Origin of the sequence: Actinomadura chokoriensis, from assembly GCF_041463665.1 — a bacterium.
GTDB classification, from domain to species: domain Bacteria; phylum Actinomycetota; class Actinomycetes; order Streptosporangiales; family Streptosporangiaceae; genus Spirillospora; species Spirillospora chokoriensis_A.
Map to the genome: position 1 here is coordinate 20,815 of NZ_JAXCEJ010000002.1, position 24,564 is coordinate 45,378.

General features: G+C 74.1%; 20 protein-coding genes. 16 read left to right on the top strand and 4 right to left on the bottom strand.

Translation table 11 applies throughout. The features are described from left to right. The first annotated feature begins 6 nt into the window (after window positions 1–6). Window positions 7–924: a carbohydrate kinase family protein gene (locus tag SM418_RS03485; protein ID WP_371939036.1), complete on the top strand. Its 918-nt coding sequence runs from the start codon at window positions 7–9 to the stop codon at window positions 922–924. A gap of 66 nt (window positions 925–990) precedes the next feature. Here the strand turns inward: SM418_RS03485 and SM418_RS03490 are convergent, their stop codons facing one another. Next, entirely contained in the window at window positions 991–1,635 is a 645-nt protein-coding gene (locus tag SM418_RS03490; RefSeq protein ID WP_371939037.1) for an ACT domain-containing protein, read from the bottom strand. Between the two features lie 239 nt (window positions 1,636–1,874). Between SM418_RS03490 and grpE the strand changes: the two genes are divergently transcribed. The 7 genes from grpE to SM418_RS03525 all read left to right on the top strand — a co-directional run bounded on the left by grpE (window position 1,875) and on the right by SM418_RS03525 (window position 12,987). After that, on the top strand, window positions 1,875–2,543 hold the full coding sequence (gene grpE / locus SM418_RS03495; protein WP_371939038.1) for a nucleotide exchange factor GrpE: 669 nt from the start codon (window positions 1,875–1,877) through the stop codon (window positions 2,541–2,543). A 7-nt stretch (window positions 2,544–2,550) separates the two neighbouring features. After that, window positions 2,551–4,134 (top strand): Hsp70 family protein, encoded by a 1,584-nt coding sequence (locus SM418_RS03500; protein WP_371939039.1) that lies wholly within the window; start codon window positions 2,551–2,553, stop codon window positions 4,132–4,134. A gap of 24 nt (window positions 4,135–4,158) precedes the next feature. Beyond that, on the top strand, window positions 4,159–6,882 hold the full coding sequence (locus SM418_RS03505) for a SaeA-related protein (protein WP_371939040.1): 2,724 nt from the start codon (window positions 4,159–4,161) through the stop codon (window positions 6,880–6,882). Next, a complete protein-coding gene (locus SM418_RS03510) occupies window positions 6,879–8,120 on the top strand; it encodes a TRAFAC clade GTPase domain-containing protein (protein WP_371939041.1) in 1,242 nt (413 codons plus the stop codon). The genes SM418_RS03505 and SM418_RS03510 overlap by 4 nt, the downstream gene beginning before the upstream one ends. Then, entirely contained in the window at window positions 8,120–10,096 is a 1,977-nt protein-coding gene (locus SM418_RS03515) for a GAP1-N2 domain-containing protein (protein ID WP_371939042.1), read from the top strand. Before SM418_RS03510 ends, SM418_RS03515 begins: the two co-directional genes overlap by 1 nt. Before the next feature lie 4 nt (window positions 10,097–10,100). Next, entirely contained in the window at window positions 10,101–11,837 is a 1,737-nt protein-coding gene (locus tag SM418_RS03520; RefSeq protein ID WP_371939043.1) for a TRAFAC clade GTPase domain-containing protein, read from the top strand. A 247-nt stretch (window positions 11,838–12,084) separates the two neighbouring features. After that, the gene (locus SM418_RS03525) at window positions 12,085–12,987 is read left to right on the top strand and encodes an LLM class flavin-dependent oxidoreductase (protein ID WP_371939044.1); all 903 of its coding nucleotides are present in this window, start codon (window positions 12,085–12,087) and stop codon (window positions 12,985–12,987) included. On the opposite strand, the gene SM418_RS03530 is transcribed toward SM418_RS03525, so the two are convergent. Continuing rightward, window positions 12,972–13,595, bottom strand: coding sequence for a TetR/AcrR family transcriptional regulator (locus SM418_RS03530; protein ID WP_371939045.1), 624 nt, complete (start codon window positions 13,593–13,595; stop codon window positions 12,972–12,974). The genes SM418_RS03525 and SM418_RS03530 overlap by 16 nt on opposite strands. 113 nt (window positions 13,596–13,708) lie before the next feature. On the opposite strand from SM418_RS03530, the gene SM418_RS03535 reads away from it, so the two are divergent. The 4 genes from SM418_RS03535 (at window position 13,709) to SM418_RS03550 (ending at window position 18,939) form a co-directional block, all read left to right on the top strand. Continuing rightward, entirely contained in the window at window positions 13,709–14,689 is a 981-nt protein-coding gene (locus tag SM418_RS03535; protein WP_371939046.1) for a phosphotriesterase family protein, read from the top strand. Window positions 14,690–14,778: 89 nt separating this feature from the next. Then, the gene (locus tag SM418_RS03540; protein ID WP_371939047.1) at window positions 14,779–15,864 is read left to right on the top strand and encodes a S1C family serine protease; all 1,086 of its coding nucleotides are present in this window, start codon (window positions 14,779–14,781) and stop codon (window positions 15,862–15,864) included. A gap of 87 nt (window positions 15,865–15,951) precedes the next feature. Further along, entirely contained in the window at window positions 15,952–18,225 is a 2,274-nt protein-coding gene (locus SM418_RS03545) for an FdhF/YdeP family oxidoreductase (RefSeq protein WP_371939048.1), read from the top strand. Window positions 18,226–18,279: 54 nt separating this feature from the next. Further along, entirely contained in the window at window positions 18,280–18,939 is a 660-nt protein-coding gene (locus SM418_RS03550) for a DUF1707 SHOCT-like domain-containing protein (protein ID WP_371939049.1), read from the top strand. 88 nt (window positions 18,940–19,027) lie between these two features. Here the strand turns inward: SM418_RS03550 and SM418_RS03555 are convergent, their stop codons facing one another. Together SM418_RS03555 and SM418_RS03560 are read right to left on the bottom strand one after the other, a co-directional pair. Next, a complete protein-coding gene (locus tag SM418_RS03555; RefSeq protein WP_371939050.1) occupies window positions 19,028–20,422 on the bottom strand; it encodes an amidase in 1,395 nt (464 codons plus the stop codon). Between the two features lie 2 nt (window positions 20,423–20,424). Next, window positions 20,425–21,441, bottom strand: coding sequence for a D-2-hydroxyacid dehydrogenase (locus SM418_RS03560; RefSeq protein ID WP_371939051.1), 1,017 nt, complete (start codon window positions 21,439–21,441; stop codon window positions 20,425–20,427). A 309-nt stretch (window positions 21,442–21,750) separates the two neighbouring features. Between SM418_RS03560 and SM418_RS03565 the strand changes: the two genes are divergently transcribed. The 4 genes from SM418_RS03565 to SM418_RS03580 are packed head-to-tail and all read left to right on the top strand — an operon-like array spanning window position 21,751 to window position 24,545. Continuing rightward, the gene (locus SM418_RS03565; RefSeq protein ID WP_371939650.1) at window positions 21,751–22,233 is read left to right on the top strand and encodes a DUF3830 family protein; all 483 of its coding nucleotides are present in this window, start codon (window positions 21,751–21,753) and stop codon (window positions 22,231–22,233) included. Between the two features lie 16 nt (window positions 22,234–22,249). Beyond that, entirely contained in the window at window positions 22,250–23,011 is a 762-nt protein-coding gene (locus SM418_RS03570) for a maleate cis-trans isomerase family protein (RefSeq protein ID WP_371939052.1), read from the top strand. A gap of 56 nt (window positions 23,012–23,067) precedes the next feature. Then, a complete protein-coding gene (locus SM418_RS03575; protein ID WP_371939651.1) occupies window positions 23,068–23,862 on the top strand; it encodes a maleate cis-trans isomerase family protein in 795 nt (264 codons plus the stop codon). A gap of 17 nt (window positions 23,863–23,879) precedes the next feature. Then, window positions 23,880–24,545, top strand: coding sequence for a GntR family transcriptional regulator (locus SM418_RS03580; protein ID WP_371939053.1), 666 nt, complete (start codon window positions 23,880–23,882; stop codon window positions 24,543–24,545). The last annotated feature ends 19 nt before the right edge of the window (window positions 24,546–24,564 follow it).

The window sequence follows — 24,564 nt, forward strand, 5'->3', positions numbered from 1 at the left end:
CCTGTCATGACCGTTGTCACTCTCGGTACGCACATCCTGGACGTGCTCGCCCGCCCCGTGGAGGGCATCCCGGACGGCCAGGACACCGTCGTCGTGGAGGAGATCCGGGTGACCGCCGCGGGCGCCGCCGCCGGGACCGCGGTCGTGCTCGCCAGGCTCGGCAACGACGTCATCTCGGTCGGCGCGATCGGGGACGACGACCTCGGCGACCTGCTCGTCAGGATCATGGTGCGGAACGGCGTGGACGCGACCGGCCTCGTCCGGCGGACCGCCGACCAGACGAGCGCGTCGATCCTGCCGATCCGGCCGGACGGCGGGCGGCCGAGCTTCCACGTCCCCGGCGCGAACCTGACCCTCACCCCGGGCGCGGTCGGGCCGGGCCTGATCGCCGCCGCGAGCGTGCTGCACCTCGGCGGGCCGGACGTCACGTTCGGGCTCAACGACCCGGCGTTCTTCGACATGCTCGCCGCCGCCCGCCGGTCCGGCACCGTCGTGACGATGGATCCGCTGTCCAACCTGCCCGACCTGCTGACCGGCGCCGCCGCCTTCCTCCCGTACGTCGACCACTTCCTGCCGAACGAGGAGCAGGCCGCCGCGATGACCGGGGAGACCGATCCGGAGAAGGCCGCCCGGGCACTGCTGGGACGGGGGCCGAGCACCGTGATCGTCACGCTCGGCGCGGAGGGCAGCCTCGTCGCGACCGCCGGGGACGTCCACCGGCTGCCCGCCCTGCCGGTCGACGTGGTCGACACGACCGGCTGCGGCGACGCGTACTGCGCCGGGTTCATCACCGGGCTCGCGCACGGGCGGGACGTCCTGGAGGCGGCGCGCTGGGGCACCGCGGCGGCGGCGACCGTCGCCCAGGGGCTCGGCTCCGACGCGTGCCTCACCGACCTGGACGCGGTCCTCGCCCTGCTGGACTGAGCCAGATACTCTGCTTGTGGCCTTCCGGCAGGGGCCGCGCAGGAGTCGTCCAGCCGGAAGGCCAGGTCAGAAGGTGGGCTGCCCGGCCGGGACGCCGTAGAGGACGGCGTCCGCGGCGGCGGCGAGCTGCTCCAGGCGGAAGACCTCCGTGCGGTGGAACGGCGGCGCGCCCGTCCGGGCGGCGACGAGGGTGACGGCCCCCATCGCGAGCGGGCAGAGCGCGTACTGCGTGCCGTCCGGCGCGGTGAACGCGCGCGGGCGGAGCGGCTGCAGGTTCGGCAGGTCCGCGCCCGACACGCCGCCGACGCTGGCGTGCACGAGGAACGCGCCCTCCTCCCCCATCGGCTCGGCGAGGCCCGCCCAGTCGGCGCTCAGCAGGGCCGGCACGGCGTCGGCGAGGATCTCCATGCCGCGCTCCGGGACGGCCCCGACCTGCCCGATCACGGCCGCGTCCGGGAACGCACCCTGCGGTTCGGCGGTCGGCCAGATCCCGACGACGTCCACGCCCTGGACCGAACCCAGGCCGTCCATCAGCCGCTCGATGCCCGTGCCGGCGGGCCACGCGACGGTGAAGTCGTCCAGCGCACGCCCGTTCCCGCGTTCCAGCACCGCCATCTGCACGACGTCGGCGCCCGCCGCGCCCAGGGTGCGGGCCACCTGCCCGAGAGATCCGGGACGATCCGGCAGCCGTACGCGTATCCGCAGCAACATCGGCACCTCCAGTGTCCGTGCGAGACCTCCAGCCTCCGCGACGCCCGTTTCCAAGGCGTTACCCACAGGTGTCTTCCTGAGAAAACGATGCCGCAAGTCGGTGCTGGAATGACGGGTACCGGTCAAACTAGAGTCCAGACAAGGTCATCATCGGACCTGACGTACGCACGCCGTCCAGCATTGAGGTACCGCACGTGTCGAGGGACGGGGAACCCCCAGTCAACGAGGACTCAGGAGCCGTGCCGGAGCCGGCCTCCGCCGGCGACGAGGCGAATACCGGGGAGGGCGGCGAGACCGGCGGCGCGGCGTTCCGCGCGGACGTCCGGGACGCCCTCGCCGGGCTGGCCGCGCGGCTCGACCGCGAGCACGAGCGGGCGGCCCACCGCGAGGCCGTCATCGACCGCTTGCACGAGGAGAACCAGCGGCTGCGGCGCGGCGAGCTGCAGGGCATGCTGGAGCCCGTCCGCACCGCGCTGTACCGGCTGCACGACCAGGCGCGCCGCGAGTCCGACCGGCTCGCCGCGCCCGACCTCGCCGAGCCGCCGGGCCCCCGGCAGACCGCGATGCTGCTGGCGGCGCTGGCCGACGACGTCGCCGACGCGCTGGCGCGGCTCGGCGTGGAGCGGTTCACGGTCGAGCCCGGTTCGCCCTACGACGCGTCCCGGCACCGCCCGGTCGCGGTCACGCCCGTCGCGGACCCGCTGCGGGACGGCACCGTCACCGCCGTCCAGTCCGACGGGTTCGAGCAGGGCGGGAGGGTGCTGCGCAAGGCGACGGTCAGCGTCGGGAAGTTCGACGAGAACGCGCGCGCGAACGGATCGGAGCCGGGCGTCAAGGCCGGCTCACGTGGCCACGGCGGGGCGGGACGTGGCGAGACGATGAACTCAGGACTCGGGACCGACAGGTGAGAGGGACATGGCTGTCTACGGGATCGACCTCGGAACCACGTACTCCTGCATTGCCTCCATCGACGATGTAGGGCGGCCCGCGGTCCTGCGGAACCTGGAGGGCACCGACACAACGCCGTCCGTCGTCTTCTTCGAGAGCGGCGAGAACGTCGTCGTGGGCGCCACCGCGAAGGACACCGCGGTCCTGGAGCCCGACAACGTCGTCAGCCTCGTCAAGCGGGACATGGGCCGGGACGTGACGCGCCCCATCCACGGCATCGACTTCACGCCGGAGGAGGTCTCGGCCTTCATCCTGCTGAAGCTGGCGACGGACGCGCGCACCACGACCGGCGAGGACGCCCGGGACGTCGTCATCACCGTCCCGGCGTACTTCGGCGCGGCCGAACGCGACGCGACGCGCAAGGCCGGGCGGATCGCCGGGCTGAACGTCATCGACATCGTGTCCGAGCCGATCGCCGCCGCGATCACCTACGGCGTCCTCAACCCCGAGGCGAACCGCACGATCCTGGTGTACGACCTCGGCGGCGGGACGTTCGACACCACGGTCATCGCGCTGCGCGACGGCCACATCGAGGTCGTGTGCACCGACGGCGACCACGAGCTCGGCGGCGCCGACTGGGACGCGCGGCTCGTGGAGTACCTGGCCGAGCGGTTCCGGGAGGAGCATCCCGACGCGGGCGACCCGCTCGACGACAAGCAGACCGAGCAGCAGCTCCGCCGCGACGCCGAGGACGCCAAGAAGGCGCTCACCACGCGCACGACGCAGACGGTCCGGGTGATGCACGGCGGGCGGGTCGCGGCGGTCGAGGTGACGCGGGAGAAGCTGGAGGAGCTGACCAAGGACCTCCTCGACCGCACCGTGGAGATCACCGGCCGGACGCTGTCGACCGCCGCCGACAAGGGCGTGGACGACTACGACGACCTCGTCCTCGTCGGCGGGTCCACGAAGATGCCGGTGGTCGCGGCGCGGCTGGAGACCGAGCTGGGCCTCGCCCCCCGCCTGCAGGACCCCGACCTCGCGGTGGCGAAGGGCGCGGCGCTGTACGCGTTCGAGGAGACCTACCGGCGGCTCGTCCGGGAGGGCGCCGCCGAACGCGCCGAGGAGATGGCGAACCGGGCCGGCCTGTCCGCCGAGCAGCAGAAGCAGATCGCCGGGCGGCAGATCAAGACGGTCGCCTCGCACGCCTTCGGGATCGTCGTGGTCGACCGGGAGACCGGCGCCGAGAACGTCGCGCACCTCGTGCACGCGAACGACGAGCTGCCCGCCGCCAAGACCGAGGAGTTCTTCACCGTCTACGACGACCAGGCGTCCGCCGACATCCGGGTGATGGAGCAGGCCGGGGTCGTCGAGTCCGCCGACCTGATCGACAATACCGAGATCGCGACCGGGGAGATCCGCGTCCCGCCGGGCAAGAAGGCGGGCTGGCCGATCGGCGTGACGTTCGCGCTCGACGCGTCCGGGCTGCTGAACGTCACCGCCGTGGAGAAGGAGACCGGCGAGCGGCTGGAGCTGAAGGTGGACGTCGGCGGGATGTCGGAGGAGGAGGTCGAGCGCTCCCGCAAGGCCCTCTCCCGGGTCCAGGTGAGCTGAGCGAAGGACTGCCTGGAGGCGCCCGTGGCGTTCGACGACGACTACCGGCGGGAGGTGCTGGAGCCCGCGCGTGCGGCGGGCGACCAGCCTCCCGAGGACCTGCGCGTCCGGTACGCGCTGGCCGGTCCACCGTCCTCCGGCCCCCACCCGCCACCGCTCGACGGACTCACCGGGCCCGCCGTCGCGGCGCGGGTGAAGCAGGTCCGGCAGTGCTGGCGGCGGGCGCGCGGGCAGCTGAAGTACCGCAAGCTGATCGACCGGCTGGAGGCCGAGCACCGCGAGCTGGCCCCGCTGTTCTCCGCCGCCGAGCGCGGCGACCTGCGCCCGCTGGAGCACCGGCTGCGCGGCGGCCGGGAGCGCAGCGAGCGGCGCCGCGGCCAGGCCCGCGCCCGCCTCGCCGACGCGGCCGGGACGCTGCGGATGGCGGCGCCCGCCGAGGTGGAGGGCATCGCCCGCGCCGCCGGCGTGACCCGTGCCGAGCTGGCCGAGCTGGCCGCCGCCGACGGCATCGAGATCCGCGAGCCGGACCCGCTGCCGTCCGCCGCGCCCTACCCCGCCTACCGGAAGGTGCGCGAGTCGCTGGACGTCCTCGGCAAGCGGCACCTCGCCGACTTCCTGTTCGGCTCGCTGCCGACCGGCCCGATCCGCCTGCTGGACGGCTTCGCCGCGCCCGGCGGCGACCTGCGCCTCGACGGCGCCGCCGTGGCGGCGGCCGGCGCCGAGTGGGCGCGCCGCAGCCGCGACACCAGCACCACGCACGCCGCCACGATCCTCGCCGCGCTCCGCTCCGGCACCGACCCCGACGCGCTGCTGCTGTTCGACGTGGTCGACCGGCTCCGCGAGCGGCTCCGGCAGCGGGCGTCCGAACGCGCCCTGCTCCGGCACGCCGTCGAGGACCTCGGCGTCGAGCAGGGCGACGCGCGCCGCCTGGTGTTCGCGGTCGTCCGCGAGACGGGCCCGGGCGGCGGCCTCGCGGGCCGCCTCCGCGCCCTCCTCGACGCGGGCGACGTGTACGCCGCCGCCGAACTCGCCGACGCCGCGCAGATCCCGCACCCGTCCCCGCGCGGGGAACCGCCCGAGGACGAGGTCCTCGCCGCGGAGGCCCGGCACCGTCTCGACACGGCCCTCCGCCTCCGCGAGACCGCCACCGCCGAGCCCGACCCGGACCGCGCCTTCCGCCTCCTCGCCGACGCCCTCCGCCTCGTCCGCGACCTTCCCGGCGCGGAACGGCACCAGCGCCGCCTCCCGCCTCGCCCCGTCCCCTCACTCCGCGCGGACGTCGACCTCGCACCGGCCGTTCGACCGGGTCGCGGCGTTGGAGGCGCGACGGGGCAGGGCGACCACGCCGCGGGCGACGCCGGCGGCGCCGGGGCGGGCCACGCGGCCGACGGGGCGGCGGTGCGGCTGTCGTGGGAGGGCTCGCCCTCCACGGCGGGTGAGATCGGCTATCACGTCGTGCGCCGGATCGGGCGGGCTCCGCGGGACGTGCGGGACGGGGAGACCGTCGGCGGGGAGCTGGACGAGCGGCCGCCGGTGAACGTCCCCCTGTACTACGGCGTGTTCGCGGTCCGGGGGGAGGGCGTGGCGGCGCCCGCCGTGGTGGGGCCCGTCGTGGTGCGGCCCGAGCCCGGGGACGTCGAGCTGATCGCCGGGGACGGGCAGGTCACGGGCCGGTGGCGGTGCCCGGCGGAGGCGGCGCGGGTCGTCGTCCTGCGGGACGGGCGGGCCGTACAGGCGGGACGGGACGGGTTCCGGGAGCGGGTGCCCAACGGCCGGACCCACCACTACCTGATCCGCGCCGTCTATCTCGACGAGTCCGGGCGGGAGCTCGCGACGGACGGGGTGCGGGCGTCCGCCACGCCCAGCGCGCCGCCCGAGCCCGTGTACGAGCTGAGCGCCGAGACCGACGCGTCCGATCCCGGGCTCGTGCGGGTCCGCTTCGACCGGCCCGGGACCGGGGCGGTCGAGCTGGTCCTGTCGGACGGGCCGCCGCCGTGGCCGCGCAGCGCGGTCGTCCCGCTGGAGGAGGTGCGGCGGGAGACGCGGCGGCTGGCGTGCGCCCCGGCCCCGGGCGGACTGGAGGTGCGGCCCGGGTCCAGCGGGTGGCTGCTCGCGGTGACGGTCGCGGAGGGCTCCGCCGCCGTCGGCGCCTACCACCGGCACGTGAACCTGCCGCCGCCGCGCCGGCTGGTCGCCGAGCGGCGCGGCGACTACGTGCACGTCGGGTTCGACTGGCCGGCGGACGTCACCGAGGTCGACCTCGGCTACCGGGTCGCCGGCGTGCCGCGCGCCGAGGTCGTGACCCGCGCGTCCTACGACACGCAGGGCGGGGTGCGGCTGCCGGTGCCCGAGGACGCGCCCGTCGTGCTGTCGGTCGCGGCGGCCGGGACCGTGGGCGGCGCCCGGGTGACCGGGCCGCCGGTGACCGCGGAGGTCGCGGCGCGCGCGATCGTCCGCTACGACGTGCTGCGGTCGGGGCCGCCGTGGCGCCGGTCGCTGACGATCCGGCTCACCTCGTCCCGCCCGCTGCGGGTGGCGCGGCTGTCGCTGGTGCTGCGCTCCGGGCGGGTCATGCCGCACCGTCCGGGCGACGGTGACACGCTCGGCGCGTGGGACCAGGTGCCCGTGCCGGGCGAGCTGTCCCTGGCGGCGCCGGACGCGTCCGGGCCGTACTGGCTCCGCTGTTTCGCCGAGGACGACGGCGTCGAGCTGAGCGACCCTCCCGTCCGCCGACTCCAGGTCACATGATGACGCGACCACTGGCCCGGGTGGGGATCCCCGGGGTGCCGTCCAGGCAGGGCATCACCTGCCCCTACTGCTTCGCGTCGGTGGCGCCGCAGCGGGTGCTGTTCCGGTGCCGTGGGCAGGCGGGGCGGCGGCGGGGCTGCGCTCCGGTGCTCGACAAGGAGCTGGCCGAGTACACGGGGTCCACCGCGGGCGCGTCGCTGCCGCCGGTGTTCGCCGCGTCCGGGCGCAAGGGGCGGGCCGACTGCCCCGGCTGCGGGCTGCCGACCGGGAACCGGGCCTGTCCGGAGTGCCACAATCCGCTGCCGTCCGCGTACTGCGACTCGCCGGGGCGCATCGTCGCCCTCGTGGGGGCCAAGAACGCCGGGAAGAGCACCTACATCGCCGTCCTCCTGCACGAGCTGATGAACCGGGTCGGGACGGAGCTGGACGCGTCGCTCGTGGCGTGCGACGACCGGACGATCGAGCGGTACAAGCGCGACTTCGCGCGGCCGCTGCTGGAGGAGCGGCGGCTGCTGCCGACGACGGCGAGCGCCGCGACCGGACCGCGCGAGCCGCTGGTGTACCTGCTGACGCGAACGCGGCGGGGGCGTTTCTCGCGTCCCCGCAACGACTCGCTGGCGCTGGTGCTGTTCGACACGGCGGGCGAGGACCTGCGGAGCAGGGAGGTCACCGACCTGCATCTGCGCTACCTGGAGGCCGCCGACGCGATCATCTTCCTGGTCGACCCGCTGGAGCTGCCGGGCGCGCGGACGGGCGTGCGCGACGCCGTCCCGGGGCCGCGCGCGGCCGGGGACGACCCGGGCAGCGAGCCGCTGAACGTCATCGCCCGGGTGACCGAGACGCTGCGGCAGCGGCACGGGACCCGGCCGGGCGAGCCGCTGCCGGTGCCGGTCGCGGTCGCGCTCACCAAGATCGACGTGCTGCGGCCGGGGCTGCTGGAGCAGTCGGCGCTGCACCGGTCGCGGTCCGGGCAGGGCGTGCTGGACCTGGACGACAGGGACGCGGTGGACGAGCAGGTCCGGGCGCTGCTGCACGACTGGCAGGCGGGGCAGCTCGACACCTACCTCGGCCAGCAGTACGCGGGCCACGCGCTGTTCGGGCTGTCGGCGCTCGGCGGCGTCCCCGACGAGGGACGCGTCGGCGCGGGCGGCGTCCGCCCGTACCGGGCCGAGGATCCGCTGCTGTGGCTGCTGTACCGGTTCGGGATGCTCGACGGCGTCCGCCCCGGGGGTGGGTAGTGGCCTGGCAGCTGCACTACACGTCGGCGCGGCGGGGGCCCACCGGCCGGGCCGGGTTCCAGTTCGTCGCGGAGACCCCCGGTCTGCCGGACGGGGTCCGGGCGGGCGTGACGCCGTACCTGTCGTACCGCCCGCCGCCGGACGCGCCGCTGTCCCCCGACGACTCCGAGCTCGGCCTGTTCCCGGTGTCGCTGCTGTACGACCGGGTGGGCGGGCGTCCGCTGCTGCTCCGCTGCCGCTACCTCGGCCGCGACTATTCAGGGCGTTACGGCAACTTCTTCGCGCACGCGGTGGTGGCGGAGCCGGACGAGCTGGAGGGGCTGCGGCCCGCTGAGCTGTGGCACGCCGCGCACTGGACGCAGTCGCCGGCGCCGGAGAACGTCCTCGACCCGCTGGACGAGCTGACCCCGGGCGCCGCCCTCGATCCCGAGGCCCTCGCGGCCTGGCTCCCGGTCTCCGGCACCGCCGATCCGTACGCGCTGCTCGCCCGTCTCGTCGACGCCGTCGCGGGCGTCCTGAGCCGCGGCCACGGGCGCATCGTGCTGGTCGCCGACGACGTCGAGGCGATCGCGCGCTGGATCGCGGTCGTGTCGTACTCGCTGCCGGTCGCGGCGGCGGCGCGGCTGTCGTTCGTCACCTACACCGCCGACCCGGACGGCGCGGCGCAGCGCCTGGTCGGCACGACGCCGGCGATCTGGGGCGCCGTGCGGCACCACGCCTCGCACGCGTCCGCGTTCGACCTGCGCGAGGGCGGCGCGGACGGGCCGGCGAGCCGCTTCGCGCGGACCGTCGCGGACTGCTGGCGCGCCGCCGACCTCGGCGGCCTCGACGCCCTCGGCGAGCTTGCGCCGCTGGAGGATCCCGCGCGGGAGGGGGCCGCCGCGCTGCTGGCGCTGTGCCGGCGCGACCCGGCCGTCACGGCCGAGGAGGAGCGGGCGGCGGCGGAGCTGCTGGAGCGGCGCGGCGCCGCGATCCCCGAATGGGTGTGGCGCGACCTCGTGCCCGGCGTCCCGTCCATGGGTCTCGACCTGGCGCTCACCGTGCACGAGCACGCCCCGGCCGGGCTGCGGGACGCGGTGCTGGACGGGCTGGTCGCCGGCCTCGCCGGCGGGCGGGCGGCACTGCTCACGCCGGAGAACTGCGATCTGCTCTACCGGCACGCCGGCCGGCTGCGAGCCGTGCCGTCCGTCGCCGTCCCGGTGCTGACGTCGGTCGCCCGGCGGCACCCGGGGCGCCGGATCGCGGTCACCGGCGAGCTGCTGCGGCTGGACGGCGCCGATCTCGACGCGGCGATCCGCGAGGTGTGGGAGACGCCGCCGTCCGCCGGGGAGTGCACCGACCTCCTGGACGCGCACGGAGCGCATCCCGCGCTGGCCGGGTTGCCGTCCCGCACGTTCACGCGGCTGGCCTTCCCCGGCGGGGAGCGCCTCGGCGACACGACGACGCTGCGGCTCGCCGAGCGGGTCCGCGACGTCATGCCGGACGGGCACGCCGGACGCGACGCCGCCGTCGTCCGGGCGTACTGGGCGGCGATCACCGGCGACCCGGCACGCACGGCGCGCGCCCTGGAGGAGATCGCGGCAGCGGAGGGCGCGACCCGGCAGCTTGCCGACGAGGCGTTCGTCGGCGCGGCGCGGCGGCTGTCCCGGCGCCCGCCGAGGTTCCGGGCGGAGCTGCTGGCGGCCGTGCCCGCTCCCGTCCGCGCCCGGGTCGCCGGACGGTGGACCGCCGAGCTGGCCGGGCGTGCCCGCGCCGGCCGCGCCCCGCTGCTCGGACGCGAGATCGAGCGGCGCAACGACCTGGTCGAGGTCGTGCTGCGGCTGCGCAAGCGCGGCGTGGCCGAGCCGTCCCTGGAGGAGTGGGCGCGGGCGGCGGCCGGGCGCTGGCTCGCCGCCAGGCAGCTCGACGCGCACCTGGCGCGCAGCCCGGAGCTGCGCGCCGTGCTCCGCGACCTGCTCGGGGAAGGCGGGGGCTGAGCGCGTGCATCCCATCATCGTGCTGCTGCTGATCGCCGTGTGGCTGGGCGCCATGTGGCTCGGGTTCATGTACGTGTTCCCGGTGCTGTTCGCCGGGACGCTGGTGGTCGCCGGTGCCGCCGCGCTCGGCGTGTACTACCTGCACGCGTGCCGGACGCTCGCGCCGTCCAGCCTGGAGGGCCCGTCGCCGGTCGCCGCGCCGGACGTCGCCTACCGGCACTACCTGCTCGGCCAGGTGTGGCGCGACTGGTGGACGATCAGCCGCACGGTCGTCCCGCAGGTGTACCGGACGGCGCGGAGCATCGTGGTGAACCTGACCCGGACGCTCCTCGGCGGCCCGTGGGGGTTCTTCGTCTTCCCGGTCTGGCTGGCGCTGTGCGCGGGCATCGTCGCCGCCGCCGTCCCCGCCTCGGTGTTCGTGCTGGCGCTGACCGTCCTGTACGGGCTGGTCGCGGCGGTCGGGCTCGCGGTGTGGCTGGCGTGCGTGCTCGTCCTGGCCGCGGTGGAGCGCGGCTTCATGATGTACGGGCGGATCCTCCAGACATGCCCGCACCCGTTCTGTTACGAGCGGATCGGCCTGCCAGAGTACGAATGCCCCGGATGCGGGGCACGGCACCGGCATCTCGCGCCCGGCGCGGGGGGCGCGTTCCGGAACGTGTGCCGCTGCGGGGCGCGGCTGCCCACGACCGTCCCGCTCGGCCGTTTCCGGCTCGCCGCGTACTGCCCGCACTGCGGCGGACGGCTCCCGGAGCGGATCGGGCGCGTCCGCGTGGAGCCGCTGCCGTTCGTCGGCGGCCCGGCCGCCGGCAAGACCACGTTCATGGTTCTCGGCATACGGGCGCTGCACGCGCAGGCCCGCGCCGTCCACGGACGGCTGTCGTTCGTCGAGCAGCGGCACGCGCAGGCGTACGCGGGCGCGATACGCGAATTCCAGCGCGGCGGACGTCTTGCCAAGACCGGCCCGGAACTCCCTCTGGCGACCATGGTGGACGTCGAGCTTCCAGGGGGTGCGCGCCGCATCCTCTACCTGTTCGACCCCGCCGGTGAGCACTACACGGGCGCGACGGAGGTCGAGTCACTGCGCTATCTCGACCACAGTGAGGCGCTGCTGTTCATCGTGGACCCGTTCGCCCTCCCCCACCTGCGCCGCACCCTCACCGGGGACGAGCGGGAGTTCGTCGACCACGCGGCGGTGTCGTCGGAGGAGGACCCCGCCGACACCTTGCAGCGGGTCCTGAACGATCTGCGGTCGCGTCCCGACCAGGGCCGGCAGAAGCGGGTCGCCGTCGTCGTCACCAAGACCGACCTGCTGGCCCGCACGGAGATCGGCCGCTGCCTGACCGAGGACGGCCTGAGCGAGGACGCCGACCTGCGCGAGTGGCTCGGGCACGTCGGCCTCGGCAACACCGTCCGCACCCTGGACCAGGTGGCCGCGGAGGTGCGGTACTTCGCCTCCGGCCTCGCGACCGATCCGGCGGATGTCGCCGGACTGCTCGGCTGGGTGGTCGGGCTCGGCCCCGCCGGGACGGCCGGCGGCGACGCGCCCCTCGCCGACGCCGCTCAGGAGCCGCCGGGCACCGCGCCGCTGCGGGCCCCCTGGCCGGTCCGGGGACGGGGCTCGGGCCGCGTCCCCATCGGCTACCAGGTCGGACGCTGGGCCGTGCTGTCCGGGGTGTCGGCGCTGACCGTCGCCACCGTCACCGGGGCCGTCCTCGCCGCCGCCGAGCGGTTCCCGTTCTGAGGCCGCTGCGAGGGAACCCACTTCCTGACATGGAAGATAACGGACCGTCATCGTATTGAATCCTCTCGAACGCAGACCCCGCTCGAGAGGCCCGATATGGCGTGCTCGGCGCGCTGACGCCCGGACACCGCCGTCCCGATGGCGCTGTCGATCGCCCTCCTCGCGGTCCTGGCCGTCGCCGTCACCGCGGCCGCCACCCGGCATCCGAAGGTTGCGTCACAGAACTGACGCCGCGTACGGTCGACGAGTGATCATTCGTATCGGCATGGCCCCGGCGGCTGCCGCCCTCGGCCCCGAAGCGCTGACCGCGCTCGCACTCGGCCTGGAACGCGAGGGGTTCGACTCCCTGTGGGTCTCCGAGCGGGTCACCGGACCCGCGCTCGACCCCGTGGTGCTCCTCACCTACGCGGCGGCGCTGACGTCCCGGATCAAGTTCGGCACCGCCGTGATGACGCTCCCCGGGCGCTCCCCCGCCGTCCTCGCCAAGGAGCTGGCCTCGCTGGACGTGCTGTCGGGCGGGCGGCTGCTGCCCGCGTTCGGGCTCGGGCAGCGGCACGCGGGCGAGCAGCAGGCGTTCGGGGTCCGGCGAGAGGAACGGGCCGCGATCTTCGAGGAGGCGCTGCCGCTGCTGCGCCGGTTCTGGGCCGAGGACGAGGTCACCCATGACGGCCCCCGGTTCCGCTACGAGGCGCTGCGCGTCCTGCCGAAACCGGCCGCGCGGGGGTTCGACGTGTGGATGGGCGGGACGTCCGAGCCTGAGCTGCGCCGCACCGGCCGGCTGTCGGACGGCTGGCTGGCCGCCTTCACCACCCCGGCCGAGGGCGAGCGGGGGCGGCTGATCGTCCAGGAGGCGGCGGCGGGCGCGGGGCGCGAGATCGAGGACGAGCACTTCGGCGCCGTCGTGCCCTACCGGCGCGGGCCGCTGTCCGACGACGCGGAGGCCCGGTTCGCCCGTGTGCGGCGGATCAGCGGGCCCGCTCCGCTCAAGGACGTCGTGCCCGACCTCGACGGCCTGGAGGCGCATCTCGGCCGGCTCGTCGAGGCGGGGCTGTCGAAGTTCGTCCTGGCGCCGCTGTCCCCGCCGGGCGACTGGGACGCCGAACTGGCCGACGTGCGCGACGCCGCCCTGCGCCTTCAGACGCGGCGCTGATCCAGGGCGTCCAGGATGAAGCCCGCGACCTCGTCCGCCAGTTGCGCCGCGGTCTTCGGGCCGTCCGGGCGGTACCAGGACGGCATCTGGTTGACCATGCCGAGCGCGACGATGGTCACGGTCTCGGCGGGCGTGGCGGCGCCGAACACGCCCTCCCGCTGGCCCTGCTCGACGAGGCCGCGGAACGTCGTGTGGTAGCGGCGGCGGTCGGCGCGGACGGCGCGCATCCGGGCGTCGTCCAGCCGGTCCTTGTCGCGGGAGAACACCTTCGCCTCGTCGATGTGCTCCGCCGTGCTGCGGATCAGCCCGGTCAGCACCGCGCGGACGGCCTCGCGCGGCGGCAGGCCGCGGGCCAGCACGGCGCCGAGGTCGGCGAGCTGCCGGGCGATCAGCGAGTGGTAGATCTCGTAGAGAAGATCGTCCTTTGAGTCGAAGTAGTGGTAGAGGGCGCCCTTGGTGACCTCGGCCGCCGCGACGATGCCCTGCACGGACGTGCCGTCGAAGCCGTGCTCGGCGAAGAGCCGGAGCGCGGCGTCCAGGATCCGCCGCTCGACCTCGCTGCGCCGGACGGGCGCCGTCGACTCCGGCACCGGTGGCGTGTCCGCCAACCTCGGCACCTCCCTTCGGAGCGGAGCATTGACGCGGGTGCGTCCCGCGTCTTAGCTTGCCAGAAACCGACCAGTCGGTATGCACCGGCGGCGGGGAGCCCCGAGGAGAGCCGATGCCCGTAGTGGAGACCGTCCGCGGCCCCATCGACGTCACCGCCCTCGGACGCACGCTCATGCACGAGCACGTCTTCGTCCTCGGCACCGAGAACGTCGAGAACTACGGCGCGGGCGACTGGTGGGACGAGGAGGAGAAGGTCGCCGACGCCGTCGGCAAGCTCCGCGAGCTGGCCGGCCGCGGCATCACCACGATCGCCGACCCGACCGTGTGGGGGCTCGGCCGCTACATCCCGCGCATCCAGCGGATCGCCGAGCAGGTCCCCGAGCTCAACATCATCGTCGCGACGGGGATCTACACCTACCACGACATCCCGTTCCAGTTCCGCTTCCGGGGGCCCGGCACGATGCTGGACCGGGGCCCGGACCCGATGATCGCCGACTTCGTCCGCGACCTGACCGAGGGCATCGCCGGCACCGGGGTGAAGGCCGCGTTCCTCAAGTGCGCCGTGGACGCGCCGGGCCTCACCCCGGCGGTCGAGCGCATCCTGCGGGCCGTCGCCGGGACGCACCGGGAGACGGGCGCGCCGGTCACCGTGCACACCGACAGCTCGATCCACGCGGGCCGGACGGTCGTGGGCGTGCTCGGCGAGGAGGGCGTGGACCTCGCCAAGGTCGTCATCGGGCACGCGGGCGACAGCAACGACCTCGACTACCTGATGGAACTGGCCGACACCGGGGCGATCCTCGGCATGGACCGGTTCGGCCTCGACCTCCTCAACCCGACCGAGAACCGGGTCGCCACCATCGCGGCGCTGTGCGAGCGCGGGTACGCCGACCGGATCGTCCTCAGCCACGACGCGAGCTGCTTCATCGACTGGTTCGGCCCCGATCCGGCGACGGTCCCGGCGATGCAGCCGAACTGGCACTACCGGCACATCAGCGACGAGGTCCTGCCCGCGCTGCGCGCCGCGGGGGTCTCCGAGGCGCAGCTCGACCAGATGCTGGTCGGCAACCCCAGGCGCCACTTCACCCGCTGACCGGCACCGCGGCGGCACCTCCTCCACATTCCGGACTAATTCCCCTGAATCGGGAATCATGGAGAGAATCAGCGGGAGGAGGCACCGAGGTGAGCGAGTACCGCGTGAGCCGCGGCGTCCGTGCCGCGATACCGATGCTGCTGGTCGCACTGCTGGCCCTCCTCGTCCCGGGCTGCCGCGTGACCGAGACCGGCGGGCCCGAGGGGGCCCCGCCGGTCGTCGAGCCCACCGCGACCAAGCAGGCCAAGCCCAGCGGGCGCCGGCCGGGCGTGGTCAACATCGAGACCGAGCAGGAGCTGAGCGGCACCCGCGCCGCCGGGACGGGCATCGTGCTCACCGCGGGCGGCCTGGTGCTGACCAACAACCACGTGATCAAGGGCGCCACCGCGATCAAGGGGACGAACACCGACAACCGCCGCAGCTACCCGGCGGAGGTCGTCGGCTACGACCAGGCGAGCGACATCGCGGTGATCCGGCTGACCGGCGCGGCCCGGCTGAAGGCGGCCGCGTTCGCCTCCGCGTCCGCGGTGAACGTCGGCGACGTGGTGACCGCCGTCGGCAACGCGGGCGGCAAGGGCGGGGCTCCCGCCGTCGTCACCGGCAAGGTCACCGCGCTGGATCAGTCCGTCACCGCCCGTGACGACAGCAGCGGCACCTCCGAGCGGCTCACCGGGCTGATCGAGACCAACGCGCCGATCAAGCCGGGCGACTCCGGCGGCCCCCTCCTCAACACCGGCGGGAAGGTCATCGGCATCAACACCGCGGCGTCCCTCGGGTTCTCGACGCGGGGGACCAAGCCGAAGAAGGACCACCGCGGCTACGCCGTCCCGTCCGACCGGGCGCTGGAGATCGTCCGCCAGATCCAGCGCGGCGAGGCGTCCTCGACCGTGCACATCGGCCGGACGGCCATGCTCGGCGTCAGGGTCCGCCCCAACGGCCGCTCCCCCGGCGCGCTCGTCGCCGAGGTCGTCCCCGGCTCGCCCGCCGAGACCGCCGGTATCCCGGTCGGCGCCGTCATCGTCGCCCTCGGCGACAAGATCGTGGACTCCCCGTCCACCCTCACGTCCGTGATGCTCTCCCACCACCCCGGCGACGTCGTCCGCATCGAATGGACGAACCGCCAGGGCACTCGCACGGGAACCACTCTCCGTCTGGAGGAAGGCCCGCCACAGTAGAGGCTCGCCCCAGATAGACCCGCCCTCGAAAAAGGCGTCCCGCGTGCGAAAGTGGAGGGAGCCGCCGACCACGAGGATGTGTTCCCTATGCCGCGCAAGGCGCCCACCGGTGACTTCGACGATTCGGGGCTCGAAGTCACGAAGCCGAAGACGTGGGCGGCGGGCGTACCGGGGGTCACCGCCGCGCTGCGCCAGGCGCAGGCGCAGATGGGCGTCCGGCGGACGGCGCTGACGCTGCTGCGCGTCAACCAGAAGGAGGGCTTCGACTGCCCGGGGTGCGCGTGGCCGGAAGGCGACCGCCGGCACGTCGCCGAGTTCTGCGAGAACGGCGCCAAGGCCGTCGCGGAGGAGGCGACGCGGCGGCGCGTCACGCGCGAGTTCTTCGCCCGGCACACGCTCGCCGAGCTCGCCGAGCGGTCCGACCACTGGCTCGGGCAGCAGGGGCGGCTCTCCGAGCCGATGGTGAAGCGCGCCGGGTCCGAGCACTACGAGCCGATCGGGTGGGACGACGCGTTCGGGCTGCTGGCGTCCGAGCTGAACGCCCTCGGCTCGCCGGACGAGGCCGTCTTCTACACCTCGGGCCGGACCAGCAACGAGGCCGCGTTCGCCTACCAGCTGTTCGCGCGAGCGTTCGGCACCAACAACATGCCGGACTGCAGCAACATGTGCCACGAGTCGTCCGGGTCGGCGCTGAGCGAGACGATCGGCATCGGGAAGGGCTCGGTCCTGCTGGAGGACCTCGGCCGGGCAGACCTGATCTTCGTCGTCGGCCAGAACCCGGGCACGAACCATCCGCGGATGCTGTCGGCGCTGGAGGAGGCCAAGCGGCACGGCGCCCGGATCGTCGCGGTGAACCCGCTGCCCGAGGCGGGGCTGATGCGGTTCAAGAACCCGCAGCGCCCGTCCGGAGTGACGGGCCAGGGCACGGTTCTCGCCGACCGGTTCCTGCAGATCCGGCTGAACGGCGACCTCGCGCTGTTCCAGGCGCTCAACCGGATGCTGCTCGAAACCGACGATCCCGGCGCCCTCGACCGCGAGTTCCTCGCCGCGCACGCGCACGGGTTCGACGCCTTCCGCGAGCACGTCCTCGACCTGGACTGGGACGACGTGCTGGAGGCGACCGGGCTGACCCGCGGCGAGATCGCCGCGACGCTCGGCGACGTCCTCGCCGCGAAGCGGATCATCGTCTGCTGGGCGATGGGCCTCACCCAGCACCGCAACTCGGTGCCGACGATCCGGGAGATCGTCAACTTCCTGCTGCTGCGCGGCAACATCGGCCGCCCCGGCGCGGGCGTCTGCCCGGTCCGCGGCCACTCCAACGTGCAGGGCGACCGGACGATGGGCATCTGGGAGAGGCCGAAGCCCGCGTTCCTGGACGCGCTCGCCGCCGAGTTCGGCTTCGAGCCGCCGCGCGAGCACGGGCTGGACACCGTGGAGGCGATCCGCGCCATGCGCGACGGCCGGGCCCGTGTGTTCCTCGGCATGGGCGGCAACTTCGTCCGCGCCACCCCCGACTCGGCGGTCACCGAGGCGGCGCTGCGGCGCTGCCGGCTGACCGCGCAGGTGTCCACGAAGCTGAACCGCTCGCACGCGGTGACCGGCGAGCTGGCGCTGATCCTGCCGGCGCTCGGCCGCACCGAACGCGACGAGCAGGAGTCCGGGGCGCAGTTCGTGTCCGTCGAGGACTCCATGGGCATGGTGCACGCGTCGCGGGGCCGGCTCGCCCCGGCATCGCGCCACCTGCTGTCGGAGGTCTCGATCGTGTGCCGCCTCGCGAGAGCGGCGCTCCCCGGCTCGCGCATCGGCTGGGAGGCGATGGAGCGCGACTACGACGTGATCCGCGACCACGTCTCCCGCGTCGTCCCCGGTTTCACCGACTACAACGCGCGGATCCGGGAGGGCGGCTTCACGCTCCCCCACGCGCCCCGCGACGAGCGCAGGTTCCCGACCGCGACCGGCAAGGCCAACCTGACGGTGAACGAGCTGGAGGTGCTGCGGGTCCCGGAGGGGCGGCTGCTGCTGCAGACCGTCCGCAGCCACGACCAGTACAACACCACCATCTACGGCCTCGACGACCGCTACCGGGGCGTCAAGGCGGGGCGGCGCGTCGTGTTCGTCAACCCGGCCGACCTGTCCGGCCTCGGGATCGCCGACGGCGCCACGGTCGACCTCGTCTCCGAGTGGTCGGACGGCACCGAGCGCCGAGCCGCCGGCTTCCGCGTCATCTCCTACCCGACGGCGCCCGGCTGCACGGCGGCCTACTTCCCGGAGACGAACGTCCTCGTCCCTCTCGACAGCACCGCCGAGGTGAGCAACACGCCCACGTCCAAGTCCGTCGTCGTCCGCCTCGAACCGGCCTGATCTTCTGGCTCGGGCCGGTCGCCGGACCGGGCGGGGGCGGTTTAGGCTGCGTCCATGACGAACCTCCCCGAGCCGTCCGGAACGCCCTCGGCGCCGGAGATGCGGGCCGGTGACGCCGACCGGGAACGGGTCGCGCAGGTGCTGCGCGACGCGGCCGGCGACGGGCGGCTGACGCTGGACGAGCTGGACGAGCGGCTGGACGCGGTCTTCGCGGCGAAGACCTACGGGGAGCTCGCGCCGCTCACCCGCGACCTGCCCGCACCGGGCGCGTCCGCGCCGGCCGCGCCGCTCACCGGGGCGGACTGGCGGCCGGTGAGGGGCGCGCCGTCCTGGCGGATCGGCGTCGGGATCATGAGCGGGTTCAGCCGGACCGGCGTGTGGAACGTGCCGCGCAAGTTCACCGCGTTCGCGTTCTGGGGCGGCGGGAAGATCGACCTGCGCGAGGCCCGGTTCGACGAGGAGACCGTGACGATCCGCGCCTTCGCGATCATGGGCGGGTTCGACATCATCGTGCCGGACGACATCACCGTGCACGTCAAGGGCCTCGGCATCATGGGCGGCTTCGACCAGCGGGCGAGCGGTCCCGGCGCGCCGGGCTCGCCCACCGTCGTGGTGAAGGGGCTCGCGTTCTGGGGCGGCGTCGGGGTGAAGCGGCGCAAGCGCCGCGCCGACAAGCGCCGGCGCGCGGAGCTGGAGCAGACCGAGACCGAGTAGGTCGGGACGGCGCGCGGTCATCACCTTCCCGTAGAGCGGATCGCCTAGAGCGGATCGCCTAGGGCGGATCACCTAGGACGAATCACCGTCACGGCCGCCGCCCGCGCCAGGGACGCGCCCGCTCGTAAGCCGCGCATGCGGTCATGACCAGGGCGTCGGCGTGCCGGGCGCCGACCACCTGGAGGCCGATGGGCAGCCCGTCCGCGGTGAAGCCGCACGGCAGGTTCGCGGCCGGCTGCTGGGTCATGTTGAACGGATAGGTGAACGGGGTCCAGCTCGTCCAGCGCGGGGACGGCGAGCCCTCCGGGACCTCCCGGCCCGCCTCGAACGCGGCGATCGGCATCGTCGGGGTGAGCAGCAGGTCGTACCGCTCGTGGAAGACGCCCATGATGCGGCCGAGCTCCATCCGGCGGGCGGTCGCGGTGAGGTACTCGACGGCCGAGTACAGCGCGCCCTGCTCGCAGATCTCCCGGAGGCCCGGGTCGAGCCGTGCCCGGGCCGCCGGGGACAGATGCTCGATCACCTTGGCGGCGCCCGCGAACCAGAGGACCTCGAACTCCTCGACCGGGTCGCCGCCGAGCCCCGGATCGGCCTGCTCGACCTTCGCGCCGAGCTCGGTGAAGAACTCGGCGGCGGCGGCCACGGACGCCGCGATCTCCGGGTCGACCTCGGCGAACCCGAGGTCGGGGCTGAACGCGACGCGCAGGCCGGTCAGGTCGTCCGGGCCGCCGTCGGCGAACGGAACGTCCGGCGGCGGCAGCGCCGACCAGTCGCGGCCGTCGGGGCCGCACACCGCGTCCAGCAGCAGCGCCGCGTCCGCGACAGTGTTCGTCATGGGGCCGGTGTGCGCGAGCGTCCCGAACGGGCTCGCCGGGTAGTGCGGGATGCGGCCGTACGTCGGCTTGATCGTGAACGTGCCGGTGAAGGCGGCGGGAATGCGCACCGAGCCGCCGCCGTCGGTGCCGAGCGCGAGCGGCGCCATGCCCGCCGCGACGGCCGCCGCCGCGCCGCCGGACGACCCGCCCGGCGTGCGGGAGGTGTCCCACGGGTTGCGGGTGACGCCGGTGAGCGGGTTGTCGGTGACGCCCTTCCACGCGAACTCCGGCGTGGTGGTCTTGCCGGCGAACACCGCGCCCTGCTCGCGGAGCCGCGCGACGGCCGGGGAGTCCTCGTCCCACGGGCCCGCCGGGTCGATCGTCGTGGAGCCGCGCAGCGTGGGCCAGCCGCGGGTGAGGAAGACGTCCTTGATGGAGACGGGCACGCCGTCCAGCGGGCCGAGCGTCGCGCCGCGCCGCCGGCGGTCGGCGGCGGCGCGCGCCATGTCGAGCGTGGTCTCCTCGTCGACGAGGCAGAACGCGTTGAGCTTCGGGTCCTCGCGTGCGATCCGGGCGAGGACGGCCTCGGCCGCCTCGACCGGGGAGAGCGTCCCGGCCTCGTACTCCGCCAGCAGTTCGGTCGCGGTCAGGTCGGCCGCGTCGGCCATGGCTACCCCCTCTGGTCTGAACCGGCTCGGCGATGTGGGCCCACGTACCCGAGCCGCTTGTCCACGATGTTGCGCAGCGGGCGGCCGGACGCGTAGCGGCCGAGGTTGTCGACGAACAGCCGGACGAGCTCGTCGCGCCAGCCCGCCACGTCGCCGGACATGTGCGGGGAGACGACGACGTTCGGCATCTCCCAGAACGGGGAGGACGGCGGCAGCGGCTCGTCCTCGAAGACGTCCAGCGCGGCGCCCGCGATCCGGCCGTCGCGCAGCACCTTGACGAGGTCGGGTTCGGCGACCAGCGCGCCGCGGCCCACGTTGACCAGCCGCGCGGACGGGCGCATCCGGTCCAGCGCCCGCGCGTCGATCATGCCGCGGGTCTGCGGGGTGAGCGGCGCCGCGAGCACCACGTAGTCGGCCTCGGCGAGCGCCTCGTCCAGCCGCTCCATCGGGACGACGGTGCCGAGGTCGGGATCGGCGTCGCGGGCGGTGCGGCCGGCGCCGGTGACGGCCAGCCCGGCGGCGGCGAGGCGGCGGCCGATGGCGCGGCCGATCGGCCCCGTGCCGACGACGAGCGCGCGGGCGCCGGTGATCCGCTCGGTCTCGCGGTGCCGCCAGCGGCGCTCGGCCTGCAGCCGGAACGTGGTGTGCAGGTCCTTGGCGAAGGCGAGCACGAGGCCGAGGACGTACTCGGCGATCGGCTCGTCGAAGACGCCTCGCGAATTGGTGACAACTGTGTCGCCGTCGACGAGGGCGGGGAAGAGCAGCCGGTCGACGCCGGCGCTCGCGACGTGCACCCAGCCGGGCCCGCCCTCGGACGGCCACGCGGCCGCGAGCGCGTCCGACAGGAAGTCCCACATGAAGAGCGCGTCGGAACCCGGAAGGGCCTCTGCCAGCTCCGATTCCCGCACGTACCGGACGCGCGCGAGGCGTTCGGCCTCGGCCATACCGCGCGGCTCGACGTCCCCCACGAGCACCACCACGCGGGGCGGCCCACCGGGCGCGTGCTGACCAGGCTCCATCGGCGTCACTTCCGGGGTGTGCGGAGTTTACAAGAAGGCAACTCAGGGAGGCATTGACACGCTAGGAAGCGTTCGTAGGATTGTCAACAATCAGCGCGGTGTACTGTTTGCCAGCTCACCGCACTGGGACGTGTGCTGCAAGACCGTCGCAACCATTGCCCAAGCACAGGCCAGGACGGATCCCAGAGCGCTCTAACACAACCCCTTCCGGGGGGTGTGTGGGGGTTGCCCCACAAACATGGAGAGTCCTTCGGGTGGCGACGCTCTCGCCCACCCCTGTTCACGGGGAGGTCCAGCATGCCCAAGCTCATGACCATCACCCTGGAGCGTCGCGGCGTGTCATGCGTCGCGGAGCTGCTGGAGAAGGACGCGCCGCGGACCTGCGAGGCGGTATGGCGCGCCCTGCCCCTCGGAGGCGACGCGTACCACGCCAAGTACGCCCGCAACGAGGTGTACACGATGGTCGAACGGTTCTCCGAGGACGAGGTCGGCCTTGAGAACCCCACCGTCACCCCGATCCCCGGCGACGTCGTCTACTTCTCCTTCCAGGGCGGCATGCTCGACCGGAAGTTCAAGGAGGAGAAGAACATCCACGCGCTGCCCGGCGTCATCGACCTCGCCATCTTCTACGGCCGCAACAACCTGCTGCTCAACGGTGACGTCGGGTGGGTGCCCGGCAACGTGTACGCGACGATCGTCGACGGGCTCGACCGGATGGCGGAGGCGTGCAACGACGTCTGGCGATCCGGCGGGGTCGGCGAACGCCTCGTCTACAGCCGCGCCGAGTCCTAGAGCGGTGGCCTCGCAGATGGCATTCGACCCCACGCTGGTCGTCGGCCCCGAGCTGCTCGCCCAGCACGGCATCGGAGTGGTCGCGCCGTTCGACTTCGCCCTCGACCGCGAGCTGTGGCGGTGGACGCCCGATGACGTGTCGTTGTTCATGACCCGGCTCCCCTACGTCCCGGTCCCCGTCACCGTGGAGATGGCGTCCGCGCTGTCGGACCAGTCGATCGTCCGGCAGGCGACCCGGGACGTCCTCGCCCCCGAGCCGCTCGCGGTCGCCTACGCCTGCGCGTCCGGCAGCTTCATCCGCGGCAAGGCGGGCGAGCTGGAACTGCACCAGTCGATGATGTCGGCCGGCGCTCCCGTGTCCACGACGACCTCGGGCGCGCTGGTGGAGTCGCTGCGGCTGCTCAACGTCTCGCGGATCGCGGTCGTCACCCCGTACATAGACGCGGTCACCGACCGGCTCGTGTCCTTCCTCGGCGAGTACGGGATCGAGGTCGTGTCGTCGGTCGGGATGGGACTGCTCAGCCACATCTGGAAGGTCGGCTACGGCGAGATCGTGTCGGCGGTGTCGACGGTGGACGTCCCCGAGGCCGAGGCCGTCTTCATCAGCTGCACGAACGTGCCGACGTACGACATCATCGCGCCGCTGGAGCGGATGATCGCCAAGCCGGTGCTGACCGCCAACCAGGTGACGATGTGCTCGGCGCTGCGCGCGATGGGCCGCAGCGCGGCCGGTCCCGGGCAGTCGCTGGCGCAGCTCGCCCCGTCCACGGCGGCCTGACGGGAATGGGGTCCATGATCAGCGAAGGTAGGGTTGGCGGTGACATGCCGCAGAACGTGGTGAGCGCCGGGTTCCTGTATCCGGGGTACAGCGCCGAGGCCGACTACCCCGCCATCGAACGCGCCCTGCGAGGTTCCGGGCCGGGTGAGGTCAGCCTCCCGGTCGTGCACACCCTGATGCGCGAGGACGCCCACCGCGTGGACGCGCTGCTCGACATCGGGGGCGCCGACGTCCTCGGCGAGGGCGCGCGCGCACTGCGCCGTATGGGCGTCCGGTCCGCCGTCTGGGCCTGCACCAGCGGCAGCTTCGTGTTCGGCTGGGAGGGCGCCGCGGAGCAGGTCGCGGGCGTCCGCGAGGCCGCGGGCGTGCCCGCGTCCAGCACGTCGTTCGCGTTCGTGCACGCGGCGCGGGCGCTCGGCCTGACCAGGGTCGCGGTCGCCGCGACCTACCCGGCCGACGTCGCCGAGCGGTTCGTCGCGTTCCTCGCCCACGCCGGCATCGAGGTGGTGGCGCTGTCCTGCCGGGGCATCGTGACCGCCGCCGAGGTCGGCACCCTCGGGCGCGACGAGGTGCTCGCCTTCGTCGCGGCCAACGACCATCCGGACGCCGAGGCCGTGCTGGTGCCCGACACCGCGCTGCACACCGTGTCCTGGCTGGACGAACTGGAGGCACGGGTCGGCAAGCCGGTCCTGACCGCCAACCAGGTGAGCGTGTGGGAGGGGCTGCGGCTCGCGTCCGGTCCCGGGGGGCTCACGCCGCGCACCGGGCTGGGCCGGCTGTTCGCCGTCCCCGCCGACGTCTCCGCCGGCCCCGCCGGGGCCGGGCAGGGACGACATACCTGGCAGCTATGACGAAAGGGGCCCGCGACATGGGCCGATTGGGTGAGCTGGAACCCGTCCCCCGCAAGTCGACCGTCGAGATCGTGTCGGACGAGCTGCGCTCGGCGATCATGTACGGGTCGCTGGAGCCCGGCGCGCAGCTCGGCGAGGCCGAGCTCGCCGGGCGCCTCGGCATCAGCCGCGGCCCGCTGCGCGAGGCGATGCAGCGGCTCGTCCAGGAGGGGCTCCTGGTCAGCGAGCCGCACCGCGGGCTGTTCGTGATCACGCTGGACGAGGGGGACGTCGAGGACGTCTACCTCGCCCGGCTGGCGATCGAGCGGGAGGCGTGCCGGCTGATCATGGCGCGGAACCGGGGCGAGGCGGTGGCCCGGCTGACCGAGGCCCTCGAAGCGCTCGTGGACGCCGCGCGGCAGCGCGACCGGGTCGCGATGAGCGACGCCGACCAGGCGTTCCACGAGGTGCTGGTCAGCTCGTCCGGGAGCCCCCGGCTGGAGCGGATGGCGCACACCCTGCTGGTGGAGACCCGGATGTGCCTGAACGCCCTGCAGGACACCTACCCCGAGCCGTCCGACCTCGTCGAGGAGCACCGCCGGCTCGTCGACGCGATCGGCGACGGCGAGGAGGAGCGGCTGCTCGTGCTCATCGAGGAGCACATGACCGACTCCATCCACCGGCTCCGCGCCACCCGGCCGTAACGGCCGGCGGAGCGGCGAC